The sequence below is a fragment of the Cryobacterium gelidum genome (assembly GCF_004403985.1).
In the GTDB taxonomy this organism is placed as follows: Bacteria; Actinomycetota; Actinomycetes; order Actinomycetales; family Microbacteriaceae; genus Cryobacterium; species Cryobacterium gelidum.
Map to the genome: position 1 here is coordinate 376,370 of NZ_SOHL01000013.1, position 14,198 is coordinate 390,567.

Annotated in this window: 13 protein-coding genes and 1 tRNA gene; 7 read left to right on the forward strand and 7 right to left on the reverse strand. The window is 64.2% G+C overall.

The window, feature by feature from the left end; genetic code table 11:
• Positions 1 to 167: 167 nt before the first annotated feature.
• The 4 genes from E3T50_RS08080 (at position 168) to E3T50_RS08095 (ending at position 5,341) form a co-directional block, all read left to right on the forward strand.
• Complete coding sequence (locus tag E3T50_RS08080; protein WP_134551355.1) at positions 168 to 1,649, forward strand: helix-turn-helix transcriptional regulator; 1,482 nt, start codon at positions 168 to 170, stop codon at positions 1,647 to 1,649.
• A gap of 133 nt (positions 1,650 to 1,782) precedes the next feature.
• Entirely contained in the window at positions 1,783 to 2,496 is a 714-nt protein-coding gene (locus E3T50_RS08085) for a GAF and ANTAR domain-containing protein (protein WP_134461933.1), read from the forward strand.
• Between the two features lie 202 nt (positions 2,497 to 2,698).
• Entirely contained in the window at positions 2,699 to 3,658 is a 960-nt protein-coding gene (locus E3T50_RS08090) for an ATP-binding cassette domain-containing protein (protein ID WP_134551356.1), read from the forward strand.
• 249 nt (positions 3,659 to 3,907) lie between these two features.
• Entirely contained in the window at positions 3,908 to 5,341 is a 1,434-nt protein-coding gene (locus E3T50_RS08095) for an aminobutyraldehyde dehydrogenase (protein ID WP_134551357.1), read from the forward strand.
• Between the two features lie 81 nt (positions 5,342 to 5,422).
• Here E3T50_RS08095 and rplA read toward each other — a convergent pair whose 3' ends face one another.
• The 7 genes from rplA to E3T50_RS08130 form a co-directional block, all read right to left on the reverse strand.
• Positions 5,423 to 6,112, reverse strand: coding sequence for a 50S ribosomal protein L1 (gene rplA, locus E3T50_RS08100; protein WP_134461941.1), 690 nt, complete (start codon positions 6,110 to 6,112; stop codon positions 5,423 to 5,425).
• Between the two features lie 106 nt (positions 6,113 to 6,218).
• The gene (rplK, locus tag E3T50_RS08105) at positions 6,219 to 6,650 is read right to left on the reverse strand and encodes a 50S ribosomal protein L11 (RefSeq protein ID WP_092106326.1); all 432 of its coding nucleotides are present in this window, start codon (positions 6,648 to 6,650) and stop codon (positions 6,219 to 6,221) included.
• 183 nt (positions 6,651 to 6,833) lie between these two features.
• On the reverse strand, positions 6,834 to 7,808 hold the full coding sequence (gene nusG, locus E3T50_RS08110; protein ID WP_134551358.1) for a transcription termination/antitermination protein NusG: 975 nt from the start codon (positions 7,806 to 7,808) through the stop codon (positions 6,834 to 6,836).
• Between the two features lie 103 nt (positions 7,809 to 7,911).
• Positions 7,912 to 8,184, reverse strand: a complete 273-nt coding sequence (secE, locus tag E3T50_RS08115; RefSeq protein ID WP_134461947.1) for a preprotein translocase subunit SecE — start codon at positions 8,182 to 8,184, stop codon at positions 7,912 to 7,914.
• Positions 8,185 to 8,224: 40 nt separating this feature from the next.
• A tRNA-Trp gene (locus E3T50_RS08120) sits at positions 8,225 to 8,297 on the reverse strand.
• 351 nt (positions 8,298 to 8,648) lie between these two features.
• The gene (locus tag E3T50_RS08125) at positions 8,649 to 10,103 is read right to left on the reverse strand and encodes a phytoene desaturase family protein (protein WP_134551359.1); all 1,455 of its coding nucleotides are present in this window, start codon (positions 10,101 to 10,103) and stop codon (positions 8,649 to 8,651) included.
• Entirely contained in the window at positions 10,100 to 10,942 is an 843-nt protein-coding gene (locus E3T50_RS08130) for a UbiA family prenyltransferase (protein WP_134551360.1), read from the reverse strand. Before E3T50_RS08130 ends, E3T50_RS08125 begins: the two co-directional genes overlap by 4 nt.
• Before the next feature lie 155 nt (positions 10,943 to 11,097).
• Between E3T50_RS08130 and E3T50_RS08135 the strand changes: the two genes are divergently transcribed.
• From E3T50_RS08135 to E3T50_RS08145, 3 genes are all read left to right on the forward strand, one after another.
• Positions 11,098 to 12,300: a pyridoxal phosphate-dependent aminotransferase gene (locus tag E3T50_RS08135; RefSeq protein WP_134461955.1), complete on the forward strand. Its 1,203-nt coding sequence runs from the start codon at positions 11,098 to 11,100 to the stop codon at positions 12,298 to 12,300.
• Between the two features lie 81 nt (positions 12,301 to 12,381).
• The gene (locus tag E3T50_RS08140; protein WP_134551361.1) at positions 12,382 to 13,326 is read left to right on the forward strand and encodes an ABC transporter ATP-binding protein; all 945 of its coding nucleotides are present in this window, start codon (positions 12,382 to 12,384) and stop codon (positions 13,324 to 13,326) included.
• Positions 13,323 to 14,177: an ABC transporter permease gene (locus tag E3T50_RS08145; protein WP_134551362.1), complete on the forward strand. Its 855-nt coding sequence runs from the start codon at positions 13,323 to 13,325 to the stop codon at positions 14,175 to 14,177. Before E3T50_RS08140 ends, E3T50_RS08145 begins: the two co-directional genes overlap by 4 nt.
• Positions 14,178 to 14,198 lie beyond the last annotated feature (21 nt).

Sequence of the window (14,198 nt, forward strand, 5' to 3'; positions counted from 1 at the left end):
TCGGTCGAACCGACGAACGCGACGGTGGATGTGGTCGCATTCGAAGGTCGGTGCTTGCCTGTGTTCCTACTCTGCCCGGTCCGTGCCGGGCAAAACCACAATGGTTAGGCAGAAGAAACTGCATTCTTCCGATTGTGGAAACTTTTTAATCATGTGACACTGAGTGCATGGTCCCCGCCGAAGCCCTTGCCGCCCTCTCCACCCTCGCCGCCGATGAACCCGAACTCGATGCGCTCACGCTGGGCCGTCGCATCCGGGAACTGCGCACGAGTCGGCACATGACCCTCGACGCCCTCGCCGCCGCGATCGACCGCGCGCCCTCGCAGGTATCGATGATGGAGAATGGTAAACGCGAACCGCGCCTCTCGATGCTGCGAACTATCGCGCTTGCTCTGGGCACCACCGTCGAAGAACTCATGAGAACGGATGCCCCCTCCGAGCGAGCCGCCCTGGAGATCTCAGTCGAACGCGCCCAGCGCGGGCCAGTGTTCCAGGCTCTCGGCCTTCCCCGCATCCGGGTGAGCAAAGGCCAAAGCGACGAAACCCTGCAGACCATCCTGAGCCTGCACAATGAAATCGATCGACTCAACCGCGAGCGCGCCGCGACCCCGGAAGAAGCGCGCCGAGCCAACTCCGCCCTGCGCCAGATCATGCGCCAACAAGACAACTACTTTCCCGAGCTGGAGGCGCAGGCCCTCGAACTGCTCACCGCGGTCGGGCACTCCGGCGGTCCGGTGTCCCAACAACTCGTCGCCGACATGGCCACCCATCTCGGCTTTTCGCTGCACTATGTGAATGATTTGCCACACTCCACCCGATCGGTCACCGACAAACGCAACGGGCGCATCTACCTGCCGACCGAACGTTCGGCGTCGCGGGATTCCCGCTCCCCCATCGTGCAGGCCTTCGCCAGCCACCTGTGCGCGCACGAAGAGCCGAAAAATTATGCCGATTTTCTGCGCCAACGGGTAGAAACCAACTACCTCACCGCGGCGATTCTGTTGCCGGAGCGCGACGCGGTGCGCATGTTGACCGAGGCGAAGACCCTGCGGCGCATCTCCATGGAAGACCTGCGGGACGCCTTCGCGGTCTCCTACGAGACGGCCGCGCACCGCTTCACCAACCTTGCCACCGCCCGGCTGGACATTCCGGTGCACTTCATGAAGGTGCACGAGTCCGGCACGATCATCAAGGCCTACGAAAACGACAATGTGCGTTTTCCAAGCGACGCGCTCGGCGCAGTCGAGGGCACCACGGTCTGTCGCAGCTGGACGGCCCGCACCGTGTTCGACGTCGAGGATCGGTTCAGCGCGTGGTATCAGTACACGGATATGCCCGCCGGGAGCTTCTGGTGCACCTCCCGCATCGAAAAGGCCAAGGAAGGCGAGTACTCGGTGAGCGTGGGCGTGCCGTTCGCGCACGTGAAGTGGTTTCGCGGCCGAGAGACCCCCAACCGCGCCGTCTCACTGTGCCCGGATGAATCCTGCTGCCGCCGCGCGCCCGACGATCTCGCCGGGCGCTGGGCCGGGCAGTCCTGGCCGGCGGCGCGCACCCCGACGAGCCTGCTCGCCGCGCTGCCCACCGGCACTTTTCCCGGCGTCGATCAGACCGAAGTGTACGAGTTTCTCGAAGCCCACTCGCCACATTGAAACGACTCATTCCGCGGCCGACGGCGGGTCGGCCGCGCTCCAGTGTGTGATCGCGCACGTGCAACCTGAGCGTCCCCACATACTTACCTTCTGAAGCATTTACCTACCGCGACTTCGGGTAGAACATACAAGCATGGCTGCTTCTACCCGCGCATCGATGGTGAGTGATGCATTCGTCAAACTCGCTGACGCGCTGGTCGGCGAGTATGACGTGCTGGATCTCTTGCACACTCTTGTCGACCAGTGCGTCGCGTTGTTGGATGCCACGGCGGCCGGCCTGCTTCTGGCTGACCAGGACGGCAACTTGCAGGTTCTCGCTTCCACGAGCGAGCAAAGCCAACTCGTCGAGATGCTGCAAAGTCGGGCCGGCGCGGGCCCCTGCGTGGACGCATACCGATCCGGAACAGTGGTGGCTCTCGGTGACATTGCCGCTGAAGGGCATCGATACCCTGACTTTCAGGCGGCGGCGCTGTCCCACGGCTTTCAGTCGGTCCATGCCATTCCGATGCGTTTTCGCCCGAGCACCATCGGGGCGCTGAACCTATTCCGCGTTAAAACCGGCACGTTGACCGAGGAAGACGCAGCAATTGGCCAGGCACTTGCCGACGTGGCGACCATCAGCCTCCTACACGAACGAACGGCCCGCGAAAACGCGACGGTCAACGATCAACTACAACGAGCGCTCAACAGCCGGGTGTTCATTGAACAGGCCAAGGGCGTTATCGCGGAACGCAGCAACATAGATATGGATGAGGCCTTCAACCGACTGCGGCTGTACGCCCGGTCACACAATGAGTCGATGCATGCAAGCGCCCAAAATGTGATCAGGAACCTGATCAAGATCTAGTGCTGGGCGTATCGACCTGATCCTTCGACCGATTCGGCAAAAACAAACCGGTACGTTGTGGTCAATAGTTTTCGGTAATGTTGTGGTGACGCGAAATTGTTTTGATTGAATTGCACTTTTGCTGTAACACGCACCAGAGACCAACGGTTGGGCTCGTCCCTGTAGCGCCGCTCTTTTCGACCGACTGAAATGCGAGCCGACCATGTGTGAAGCGCGCGCTGTCCTACGTCGCCTCCAGCACGTCGTGCGTGCGGGCATCCCCACGGTGGCAGCATTGATGGCTGCGGTGCACGAGCCGGTTGAGGATCCCTCCTCTGCCGAGACGGCCGTGCCCATGCCGTCGCACTGGTTTCGCTCGGCGGCGCTGCTCGACGTGCGCGGACTTCGGGTCAGTGCAGCGGTGCACGCGGACGCACCGCAACTGGTCAACGGCATCTCGCTCTCCATCACCTGCGGCGAGGTCGTCGGGCTGGTCGGTGATGCCTTCTCCGGCGCCCTCGAGGTCGCCCAGTCCATTGCCGGCGTACTCCCGAGACCGGCCACCATTCGTTCCGGGTCGATCCTGTTCAACGGTGTCGAATTGGTCGGACTGCCCCCACGATCCCGCGACCGGTTGCCTGGCACCAAAATCGTCTATCTGCCGCGTGATCCACTCGGCCGCCTCGACCCCGCCGCGACCGTCGGAGCGCAGCTGGCCGCATCCTTGCGCTCCTCCTTCGGCCTGTCAAAACCGGCCGCCTACGAGCGCTCCATTGGCCTGCTGCACCAAGCCGGCGTCGAGCGCCCCGAGCACACGTTCACCTCATATCCGCGCGACGTGTCAGCGACGCTGGCGCAGCGCGTGCAAATTGCCGGTGCCCTCGCCGGCAACCCGAACCTGCTCGTGGCTGATGATCCGACCGGCACCCTGAATGCGTCGGACAGCTCCGACATTCTTGATCTGCTGCGCCGGTTGCAGGTCGAACGCAACTTGACGATGATCATTGTGACCCGCTCAGCGCGCGTCGCGGCGCTGATCTGCCATCGGGTTGCCGTGTTGCGCACCGGTGCGGTCGTTGAATATGCGTCGGTCGCCGACCTCTTCGGCTCCCCCAAGCATGCATATACCCGCATGCTGTTGTACGCCGCGGACAATGAGTGGCCGGGCAGCCCGGCGTTGTAGATCGACGCTCACGTCGCAGGGTTGGCCCTTCCGGCCCTCATCGACGCCAGCTGTGGCTGGGTCCGCGGGGCGGCGACCAGCTGCTCGGCAGCAGCAGCCGGGGTATATCGCCAGCCCCGTGGACTCGCCACAAAACGAACGATTAGATTCCAAATGATTTACGGTATCGTCGCGGTAGATGCCCCGTGGGTGCGCAGCGCAATCCGCGTTCCCACAGTGAGTCCCTACCCGACTTTTCGAAAGGAACCTATGTCTATCCGCGAACTGCGCAACTTCGTCAACGGGGAGTACACCTCTTCAACGGCCAGTGAGCAGCTGGACATCACCAATCCGGCCACCGAAGAGGTGTTTGCGCGCACCCCCATCTCGACCGAAGCCGATGTGGCCGGGGCTTACGATGCCGCAGCCACCGCGTTCACGACCTGGGGCCAGACCACCCCGAGCGAGCGCCAGCTCGCCCTGCTGGGATTCGCCGACGCCCTCGAGTCGCGGGCCGAAGAACTCGCCGACGCCGAGTGTGAGAACACCGGCAAGCCGCGCGCCGGCATCGTGGGCGACGAGGTGGAGGTCATGATCGACCAGGTGCGCTTCTTCGCCGGAGCCGCCCGCCTACTGGAAGGCAAAGCCGCCGGCGAGTATATGAAAGACCACACCTCGTTCGTACGGCGCGAGCCGATCGGCGTCGTCGGCCAGGTCACCCCCTGGAACTACCCGATGATGATGGCGATCTGGAAGATCGCTCCGGCCCTGGCCGCCGGCAACACCGTCGTGCTCAAACCGAGCGACTCGACCCCGGTCTCCACCCTGATGCTGGCCGAGATCGCCTCCGACTTCCTGCCGGCTGGCGCGTTCAACGTCGTGACCGGAAACCGCGACACCGGTCGCGCCCTGGTCACCAACCGCACCCCGCAGCTCGTCTCGATCACGGGTTCGGTGCGCGCCGGCATGGAGGTCGCCGGCGCTGCCGCCCTCGATCTCAAGCGAGTACACCTTGAGCTCGGTGGCAAAGCGCCCGTCATCGTGTTCAACGACGCTGACATCCAGCACGCCGTCGAGGGCATCGCAGCCGCCGCGTTCTACAACGGCGGCCAGGATTGCACCGCGGCTACCCGCCTGCTCGTTCAGGAGGGCATCCACGACGAGTTCGTGGCTGCACTCGCCGCCTACGCCAAGGTCAACGCCCGCACGGGCGCCCCGCTCGATGACGGCATCCTGTTCGGCGCGCTCTCGAGCGCCGACCAGCTGGCCAGGGTCCAGGGTGTCATCTCACGTCTGCCCGACCACGCGTCCCTCGCACTCGGCGGCCACCGCCAGGGCAGCACGGGCTACTTTCACGAAGCCACGATCGTCGCCGACCTGCTGCAAAGCGACGAGGCCGTGCAGAACGAGATCTTCGGCCCGGTCATCACCGCACAGAAATTCAGTGATGAGGCCCAGGCTCTGGCCTGGGCCAATGACGTGCAATACGGCCTCGCCTCGTCGGTCTGGACCTCGAACCATGGTGTCGCGATGCGCATGGCCAAGAACCTCGACTTCGGCTGTGTCTGGATCAACACGCACATCCCCCTCGTGGCGGAGATGCCGCACGGTGGCTTCAAGCACTCCGGCTATGGCAAGGACCTCTCCATGTACGGCCTCGAGGACTATACCCGCATCAAGCACGTCATGAGCTACATCGGCTAGCAGCATCCGTTAAAAGCAAGCAGGGCCCATCCGAAGACGGGCCCTGCTTTACTTTAAGCGGATGCTTAGATGCTTTCAGCCTTAGATGCTATTGACATCGAGCTGGATGCCGGGACCGAAGGTGGTCGAGACGACGCCCTTCGTGATGTAACGGCCCTTGGAAGAGCTCGGCTTCAGACGAACAATCTCTTCGAGCGCTGCGGAGATGTTCTCGCCCAGCTGCTCGACCGAGAAGGAAGCCTTGCCGACGACGAAGTGCACGTTGGAGTGCTTGTCGACGCGGAATTCGATCTTTCCGCCCTTGATGTCGGACACGGCCTTGGCGACGTCGGGCGTCACGGTTCCGGTCTTCGGGTTGGGCATGAGGCCGCGCGGGCCGAGCACCTTTCCGAGACGACCGACCTTACCCATGAGCTCGGGGGTCGAGACGGCCGAGTCGAACGAGGTGTAGCCAGCGGCTACCTTCTCGATGAGCTCGTCGCCACCGACCTCGTCGGCGCCGGCTGCGATGGCGGCTTCGGCGGCGGGGCCGGTTGCGAAGACGATGACGCGTGCGGTGCGGCCGGTGCCGTGCGGGAGGATGACGGTTCCACGAACCATCTGGTCGGCCTTGCGGGGGTCGACTCCGAGGCGGAGGGCGACCTCAACCGTGGAGTTGAACTTCGCGGAGCCGGTCTCCTTGGCGAGGGCTACAGCCTCGGACGGGGTGAAGACGTTGTCTTCGCCGATTTTCGCGGCGGAGGCGCGGTACGCCTTTGACTTGGTTGCCATGTGAAATCTCCTGTATGTACTTCAGAGTGTGGTGCGAGCCTGGCAGGCTCTTCCACTAATTGCTAAGGGTGCAGAGGCGCCGTGGGGCGCTGATGCGGGGGTGTGCTTAGGCGCTGACCGTGATGCCCATGGAGCGGGCGGTTCCGGCGATGATCTTCGCGGCGGCGTCGATGTCGTTGGCGTTGAGGTCAACCATCTTGGCTTCAGCGATCTCGCGGACCTGGGCCTGCGTGAGGTTGGCAACCTTGACGGTGTGCGGGGTCCCGCTGCCCTTGGCGACGCCGGCGGCCTTCTTGATGAGCTCCGCTGCGGGCGGGGTCTTCAGGATGAACGTGAACGAGCGGTCGTCGTAGACGGTGATCTCAACGGGGATGACGTTGCCGCGCTGGGCTTCGGTCGCCGCGTTGTATGCCTTGCAGAACTCCATGATGTTAACGCCGTGCTGGCCCAGTGCCGGCCCGATGGGCGGTGCGGGGTTGGCTGCGCCGGCCTTGATCTGAAGTTTGATCAGACCTGTAACCTTCTTCTTCGGTGCCATTGTATTGTCCTTCGTATTGATGTGCGAGCAGCCCGGGGGCCGCTCTCCCGGTGGCCCGGCTGGGCCCCGGTGGTTTGGGAGAACCAGCATGGATGACCCTGGCGGGGCATCTATTGTGCTGGTTATTGCCGTGCTGGTTTATGCCGTGTCGATTCAAGCCGTGCTGGCGAGAAGAGCGCCTGGTTAGAGCTTGGTGACCTGGTCGAAGCTGAGCTCGACCGGGGTCTCACGCTCGAACAGGGAGACGAGCACGATGAGCTTGCCGCTCTCCGGCTTGATCTCGCTGATCGAACCGGGCAGGCCCGCGAACGAACCTTCCTTGATCGTGATGGTCTCGCCGATTTCGTAGTCGACCTCGGCGGCGATGACGCGCTGCGCCGACTTTCCGGGGGCGCCGCCAGCCTTGGTCGGGGCTTCGACAATCTCCACGAGTCCCTTGAGCATGCCGAAGGCCTCTTCAAAGCGCAGCGGCGTGGGGTTGTGGGCATTGCCGACGAAGCCGGTCACACCGGGGGTGTGGCGAACAACCGACCAGCTGTCTTCGTCGAGGTCCATGCGCACGAGCACGTAGCCCGGAATGCGCACGCGGGTGACCATCTTGCGCTGGCCGTTCTTGATCTCGACGACATCTTCCATGGGAACTTCGCACTGGTAGATGAAGTCTTCCATCGCCATGGACTGCTTACGGTTTTCAATGTTCGACTTCACACGACGCTCGAAGCCAGCGTAGGAGTGAATGACGTACCACTTGCCCGGCAGGAAACGAAGTTCCTTGCGGAAGGCTTCGTACGGGTCGATCTCGACGTCGGCATCCGTTTCGGAAACGATCTCGGCGACAGCGTCGGCCGTGACGAGTTCGTCTTCGTCTTCGACGGCTTCGACGGAGGCGTTGGCTTCTTCAGCAGAGTCAATGTCGAGGGCGTCGTCGACGATGGCGTCAGCTTCGGGATCCGAGGAATCGGCGAGTGCATCGAGCGCAGCGTCGAGGTTGACCTCTACGTCGTCGCTCTCGTCGACGACGTGCAGGGCCGCCTGCTCGGCAGCCTCTACAGAGTCTTCGTCGGCGGCAAGGGTGTTGCCTTCCTGTGCCTCGTCTTCCTCGGAGGACTGCTCGGCGGCAGTGGCCCAGTCGACATCGTCGTGCTTCGTCTCAGTCACTAAATCTCAATCCCTAATTTTTTCTACGTGTGCAAGTTGTCTGGGCACGATTCACATGCCGGTCATGCAGGCGTTCCGCCAGAGCGGATGCCCTTGGTGCGACTTACCCCGGCGTTCCGAAGACATAAAGGACAGCGAAGCCGAAAACCCAGTCGAATGCCGACACGATGGCCATCATGATGATCACGAACACGAGCACGACACCGGTGTAACTCAGCAGCTCTTTGCGAGTGGGGGTGACGACCTTGCGCAGTTCGGCGAAAACCTGCTTGATAAACAGGGACAGCCGAGCGAAAGGACCGCGATTGGACTCGCGGGCAATTCGTGCGTTCGCGACGACTTCCTCACTAGGTTCGTCGACAACTTTTCGGGCCACCTGTTACACCTCTCATGATCGGCAGAAACTTACCGATGTGCAGGGCGGACAGGACTCGAACCTGCAACCTGCGGTTTTGGAGACCGCTGCTCTACCAATTGAGCCACCACCCTATGGAAGCAAACCCGCACCGCCGCCTGGACTTCAACCAAATGAGAACATCTGGAAAAAGGCGCAGAGAAGCATGGTGGAATTCAACGACCGTAAACCAGTCTAGGTCACGGACCGGCCACTGTAAAGCTGAGGCGAACTAGCTGGGCAGTACCACTAGCCCGAGGAGCGAGCTATCGCTTCCCTGTCAGCTTGGCATACGAACCCTCCAGCGCGTACCTCCCGGAGGAGTGCGTCCTCATCGACTGATCTAGTGTCACCCGTCCCGTCTGCTCCAAGTTTCTCATGTCAACACGCGGCCAGCAGCTGGGATCAGGAATTTTCCCATGTAAACGCTCGGCCAGAAACGCAGATCAAGCACCATCGAGGCGGCCGATCAGCTTGTGCATCGCGGTCATGGCGCCGCCGAGCACGGCCGGGATACCGCCGCCGGGGTGCACCGACGCGCCCACCCGCCATAGCCATGGGCGTGCACGGCTCGTGTAGCCGGGGCGGTGGAACGGCCCGCTCTGCCAGAGCGGGTGGGTGGCGCCGTACAGTGCTCCGCCGGTGGAACCCCAGCCGCCGAAGTAGTGCGGGTCGAGCACGACATGGTCGCGAAACAGCTCACTGATCGGCCGGTCCAGGCCCACGGCGGTGCTGACCCGAACAACCTCACGTGCCACCCACGGGCTGTCGAGGTCGTAGTGGCGGCCATCGGCGGGCGCGGTGAGGAGTACCGCTACGGTGGCCCGGTCATTGGGATAGACCTCGTGCGGCCGATAATAGTTCAGGAAAGCCATCGTCTGCTCCGGCACGACTCCGGCATCGAGGCTGCGGTGCAGGGCGGCCGGGTCGTCGGGTAGCACGACGGAGTGCGTGGCCGTGCCCACCGGCAGCGGCGTCTCGAGCGCCGCATAGATGGCCACCCCCGAGCACGAGCGTGCCCGCGCCCGGGCAGGTCGCGCGCCGAGCAGACCGTCGAGCACCACGCTGTCGAGCCCGCTCACGATCACGTCGGACGGGTACGTCGCCGACGCCGTGGTCACGAGACCTTTCGACACGGATGTGACGGGCTCGCCGGTATGCACATTGGCACCGGCGTGCAGGGCCAGCCGGTGCAATGCGAGTGGGAGCTCGTTCACTCCGCCCTCGGGAACCCAGACGCCGTCCCTGGCCATAATGGCCGGCATACTCGCGTACAGGGCGAGAGTCTGCCGGGGAGAGACGCCCGCATTGAGGGTGTGGATGGCGATGACCTCTCGCAGGCCGTCGGGCATCCAGCTCAGGCCGTCAAGAAAGCTGCGGGTGGTCAGCCGGGTGCCATACAGGCGGAACACGTTGCGTACGGCCGGCAGAGACGCCGGATCCAACGGGTTGGCGGTGAGCATGCTCGTGAGCTGGGGCCCGAGGCCGCCGTGCTCGCGTTCGAAACGGATCCAGGCCGCGTACCAGGGATGCCCGGCCGGCACCGGCAGGGTGACTGCTTCTCCCCGGTAGAAGTACCGGCCCACTTCGGGCAGTCTGTGCAGCGTGACCCCGGCCACCGCGGCAGCTTCCGAGGGAGCAGACCAGCGGGCACCGAGTGCGTCGTAGCGAGCGAGCAGTTCCTCCCAGACCGGGGGGAAAGTCACCAGCGCCGGTCCGGTGTCCACGCGCTGCCCGTCAATCTCGAGGCGCCTGCTCTTGCCACCGATCCAGTCGGTTCCCTCCAGTACGGTCACCGAATGGCCGGCGCGGGCCAATAGGGCGGCGGCCGTGAGCCCACCGATGCCGGCGCCGAGCACGACTATGCGCTGCGGGGACGTGTTCGTGCGTGATCGGGTCATGGATAGGCTCCCAGCAAGATGGCTGCCACGATTTGGGTCCCGGCGACGGAACCGGCAACGTAGGGAAACACGATCGAGTATCGATACAGGCGGCGGGCCGTCGCCGGTGTGGGGCTGCGCCCCAGCGATACCACCAGCCAGCCGGCGATGAGTGCATTCACCGCGGCGACCGGCCAACTGATCAGCGCGAATCCCACGGTGGACAGAGCCCACCACACGCCGCTCCACACCGTGGCGCCGCGCGCACCGAGGTGGACGGCAGTGGTGTGAATTCCGGCAGCGCGGTCCTCGTCGATGTCCTGCACCGCGTCGTAGGTGTGCTTGGCCACGCTCCACGCCATCAGCCCGATAGCCGCCGCCCAGACCGGCGACTTGCCGAAGGCCAGGGGTACGAAGATCAGCGGGAAGGCGTAGGCGGCGTTGCTGAGCGAATCGAGGTAGCGCCGGGCTTTGAAACGCAGCGGGGGTGCCGAGTAGAAGATGAAGATCACCGTGTACGCGACAATCCAGGCGAGCGCCGCCGGCGGCAATGTGACGAGAAAATACGCCACGAACGGCACGTTGGCCAGCACGACCGCGAGTACGATGCTGCGAGTTTCCGAGCTGAGGATGAGAGCCCCCTCGAGGCCGCCCTTGCGGGTGTTCTGCGCATCCGTTTCCTGGTCGAAGATATCGTTCACGCCGTAGATCAGCAGGTTGAACGGCAGGGTCGCCCAGAGCAGCAGCGGAACGATGTCCCAGCGCCACAAATCCCCGATCAACCACATGCCGATGACGGTCGTTCCGACGGTGTTGACCCACAGCACCGGTCGAGAGATCTGAACCAGGCGGGTGATCATTTCATCACTCTATTCCTGCGGGGGACCCAATTTTTACGGGCGTCGTGTCGCTCAGCCGGTGCGCGGCAGATCTGCGTCATCGGAGCTGACACGAGCGCTGGCTCGGCCGGGGGCTCCGCTAGCTTGCGCGCGGGTCGGGTAGCTAAACTCAACACGTGGATCACGAACTCAAGCGAATTTCAACTCGGATCGGTTCTATTGCCGAGTCAGCGACCCTCAAGGTCGACGGCAAGGCCAAGGCGCTGCAGGCGGCAGGAAGGCCGGTGATCAGCTTCGCGGCGGGGGAACCCGATTTTCAGACGCCTGAGCACATCGTGGAGGCGGCGTTGACCGCCGTTCGCGACCCGAAGAACTACCGATACACCCCTGCGGCCGGTCTGCCAGAGTTGCGCGAGGCCATCGCGGCCAAGACGCTGCGTGACAGCAGCCTCGCGGTCTCGCCGAGCCAGGTCGTCGTCACCAACGGTGGCAAGCAGGCCGTCTACCAGGCCTTCGCGACCCTGCTCGATCCCGGCGACGAGGTCATCGTGCCGACCCCGTATTGGACCACCTACCCCGAAGCGATCCGCCTCGCCGGCGGCGTGCAGGTCGACGTCTTCGCCGGCAGTGACCAGGGCTACCTCGTGACCGTCGAGCAGCTCGAAGCCGCACGCACCCCGCGAACCAAGGTGCTGCTGTTCGTCTCACCCTCCAACCCCACCGGCGCCGTCTACTCGCCGGAGCAGACCCGTGCCATCGGCCAGTGGGCCGAAGACAACGGCCTCTGGGTCATCTCCGATGAGATCTACCAGAACCTCACGTATGACGGCGTGCGCGCCGTCTCCATCGTCGAAGCCGTTCCGGCGCTCGCCGACCGCACGATCCTGGTCAACGGCGTCGCCAAAACGTATGCCATGACCGGCTGGCGGCTGGGCTGGATGGTCGGCCCCGCCGACGCCATGAGGGCGGCAGCAAACCTGCAGTCCCACCTCTCTTCGAACGTGTCGAACATCTCTCAGCGCGCGGGAATCGCCGCGCTGAACGGACCGCAAGACGCCGCCGAGGCCATGCGGGTGGCCTTCGACCGCCGCCGCAAGCTGATCGTCGCCGAGCTGAACAGGATCCCCGGCGTCGTGACACCCACCCCGCAGGGTGCCTTCTACGTCTACCCCGATGTGACCGGCCTGCTCGGCCGCCAGTGGGGCGGCGTGACCCCGACGACGTCGCTCGAACTGGCCGACCTCATTCTCGATCGGGCCGAGGTGGCCGCAGTTCCCGGCGAAGCTTTCGGGCCGAGTGGATTCCTGCGCATGTCATACGCCCTCGGCGATGACGCCCTGCTCGAGGGCGTGCAACGCCTGCAACGCCTGTTCACCTAATACCGCATCCGTCGACTGGCGGAGGGGAAAAGACGACCAACAGCGGTGGTGCGGGGAGCGCGGGAGTGGGACTCTGGTCTCATGACATCCACTCCCCCGGCTGTGCACGTGCGCGACCTGCAGAAATCGTATGGCGGCGTCGAGGCGGTGCGCGGCGTGAGTTTCTCGATCGCGGCCGGTGAGACCTTCGCCCTGCTCGGCCCGAATGGCGCCGGCAAGAGCACGACGATCGAGATCCTCGAGGGCTACCGTGACCGTTCCGGCGGTGAGGTGAGCGTGCTCGGCATTGATCCGCACCGCGGAGGCCTGGACTGGAAGGCCCGCCTCGGCATTGTGTTGCAGACCAGCAACGAGAGCGGTAATGCGACCGTGACCGAGCAACTGCGCCACTTCGCCGGGTTCTATCCCCATCCCCGCGACGTCGACGAGGTCATCGATGCGGCGGGCCTGCGCGAGAAGGCGAAAACCCGCGTCAGCAAGCTTTCCGGCGGGCAGCGTCGCCGAGTGGATGTCGCCCTCGGCATTATCGGACGCCCCGAGTTGCTGTTCCTCGACGAACCGACCACAGGCTTCGACCCCGAGGCTCGGCATCAGTTTTGGAACCTGATTCGCGGGCTCAAGGCGGAAGGCACCACCATTCTGCTGACTACCCACTACCTCGACGAGGCCGCGCAGCTCAGCGACCGTGCCGGAATCATCGTCGGTGGCCGGCTCATCGACATCGGCCCGCTCGACGAAATCGGCGAAGCGGATGCCCGCGTTCCGGTCGTGCGCTGGCGTGACGGCAACGGATCGGTGCGCGAGGAGCGCACGAGCCGCCCTGCGGAGGTCGTGGCGGACCTGGTCGCAATCGGCAAGGGCGCCGAACCCGAAGGTCTCGAGGTGATCCGACCAAGCTTGGAAGACGTGTACCTGTCCCTCGTGCGCGGTCACGAAGCGATGGTCGCCGGGAACGAAGCTGCCGCATCCGCCAATGACGCTCGGCCCGATCCAAGCCGGCACACCGACAGGGACGTGCGGGCATGAGCACCACGACTTTGGGCACCCGCCCGCAGAACAAGGCTCCGCGCACGCTCGCGCTCGGCCTGTCCCGCATCGGCTATGAAACACGCCTGTACTTTCGCTCCCCCGACACCCTGCTGTTTACGTTCTTTTTTCCCTTCATCATGCTCGGCATTTTCACCGCCGCGTTCAGCTCCTCCGGAAATATCGGTGCGAATCCCGACGGCACCGGCGGCGTCAGCGTGGGTACCTACTACCTGCCCGGCATGCTCGCCGCCGGCATGCTTCTCTCCGGTGTGCAGAACCTCGCCGTCGATATCGCCGGCGAGAAAAGCGACGGCACCCTCAAACGTCTGGGCGGCACCCCGCTCTCCCCGCTGAGCTATTTCCTCGGCAAGATCGGACAGGTGTTCGTCACCGCGATTCTTCAGGCCGGCCTACTGCTTCTCGTGGCGCGACTTGTGCTCGATATCGCGCTGCCGACTGAGCCCGGGAAATGGGCGACTTTCGCCTGGGTGTTTGTGTTCGGCGTGATCACGAGCGCGTTTCTCGGTATAGCGCTGTCGGCGGTGCCTCGGTCGGGGCGCAGCGCCACGGCCGTGGTAGCTCCCGTGGTGCTCGTGCTGCAGTTCATCTCGGGCGTCTACCTGCAGTTCACGACGCTGCCCGAGTGGATGCAGAACCTGGCGAGCATCTTTCCGCTCAAATGGATGGCGCAGGGCATGCGTTCGGTCTTTCTTCCGGAAAGCTTCGCGGCGGCCGAGCAGAGCGGCACATGGGATCTGCTCTGGGTGGCCGGCGCCCTCGGCGTCTGGCTGGTGCTGGGGCTTGTGCTGAGCCGGGTGACGTTTCGTTGGATTCGACGCGACGCGTGAGCCTGGCCTGAAGCCCGGGCG

Bases quoted from the DNA above. Each gene is read 5' to 3' on its own strand.
- E3T50_RS08080 (WP_134551355.1), top strand. From the start codon at position 168: ATGGTCCCCGCCGAAGCCCTTGCCGCCCTCTCCACCCTCGCCGCCGAT.
- E3T50_RS08140 (WP_134551361.1), top strand. From the start codon at position 12,382: ATGACATCCACTCCCCCGGCTGTGCACGTGCGCGACCTGCAGAAATCG.
- rplK (WP_092106326.1), bottom strand. From the start codon at position 6,650: ATGGCACCGAAGAAGAAGGTTACAGGTCTGATCAAACTTCAGATCAAG.
- E3T50_RS08095 (WP_134551357.1), top strand. From the start codon at position 3,908: ATGTCTATCCGCGAACTGCGCAACTTCGTCAACGGGGAGTACACCTCT.
- E3T50_RS08085 (WP_134461933.1), top strand. From the start codon at position 1,783: ATGGCTGCTTCTACCCGCGCATCGATGGTGAGTGATGCATTCGTCAAA.
- E3T50_RS08090 (WP_134551356.1), top strand. From the start codon at position 2,699: ATGTGTGAAGCGCGCGCTGTCCTACGTCGCCTCCAGCACGTCGTGCGT.
- E3T50_RS08145 (WP_134551362.1), top strand. From the start codon at position 13,323: ATGAGCACCACGACTTTGGGCACCCGCCCGCAGAACAAGGCTCCGCGC.
- E3T50_RS08125 (WP_134551359.1), bottom strand. From the start codon at position 10,103: ATGACCCGATCACGCACGAACACGTCCCCGCAGCGCATAGTCGTGCTC.
- rplA (WP_134461941.1), bottom strand. From the start codon at position 6,112: ATGGCAACCAAGTCAAAGGCGTACCGCGCCTCCGCCGCGAAAATCGGC.
- E3T50_RS08130 (WP_134551360.1), bottom strand. From the start codon at position 10,942: ATGATCACCCGCCTGGTTCAGATCTCTCGACCGGTGCTGTGGGTCAAC.